Here is a 257-nt window from a genome sequence, read left to right on the forward strand (position 1 = left end):
CTCCGGCCAGTCCAAAGCGGAGAACCGGATCGGGTGGGCCATGTCGGACCTGACCCGGGCGACAGCGGTCGCCAAGCCCGAACGCGGCAGGTTCGTCATCACCGATCTGGGCCGGGAACTGCTGCACCGGAACCCGCAGGCCGTCACCCAGGACGTCCTGAAGGACATCCCGGCCTACCGCGACTACGAGCCGCAGCGGCAGAACGTCTCCAAGGCCGACCCGGTGGATATCACCGTCGAAGACTCCGAACTGGACC

Annotated in this window: 1 protein-coding gene; it reads left to right on the plus strand. The window is 67.3% G+C overall.

What is annotated here, in order from left to right:
* A partial coding sequence (locus tag AC5RWU_RS24795) for a winged helix-turn-helix domain-containing protein (RefSeq protein ID WP_493986809.1) occupies positions 1 to 257 on the plus strand: 257 nt, incomplete at both ends.

It is taken from the genome of Arthrobacter sp. B0427-1-12, assembly GCF_059092905.1.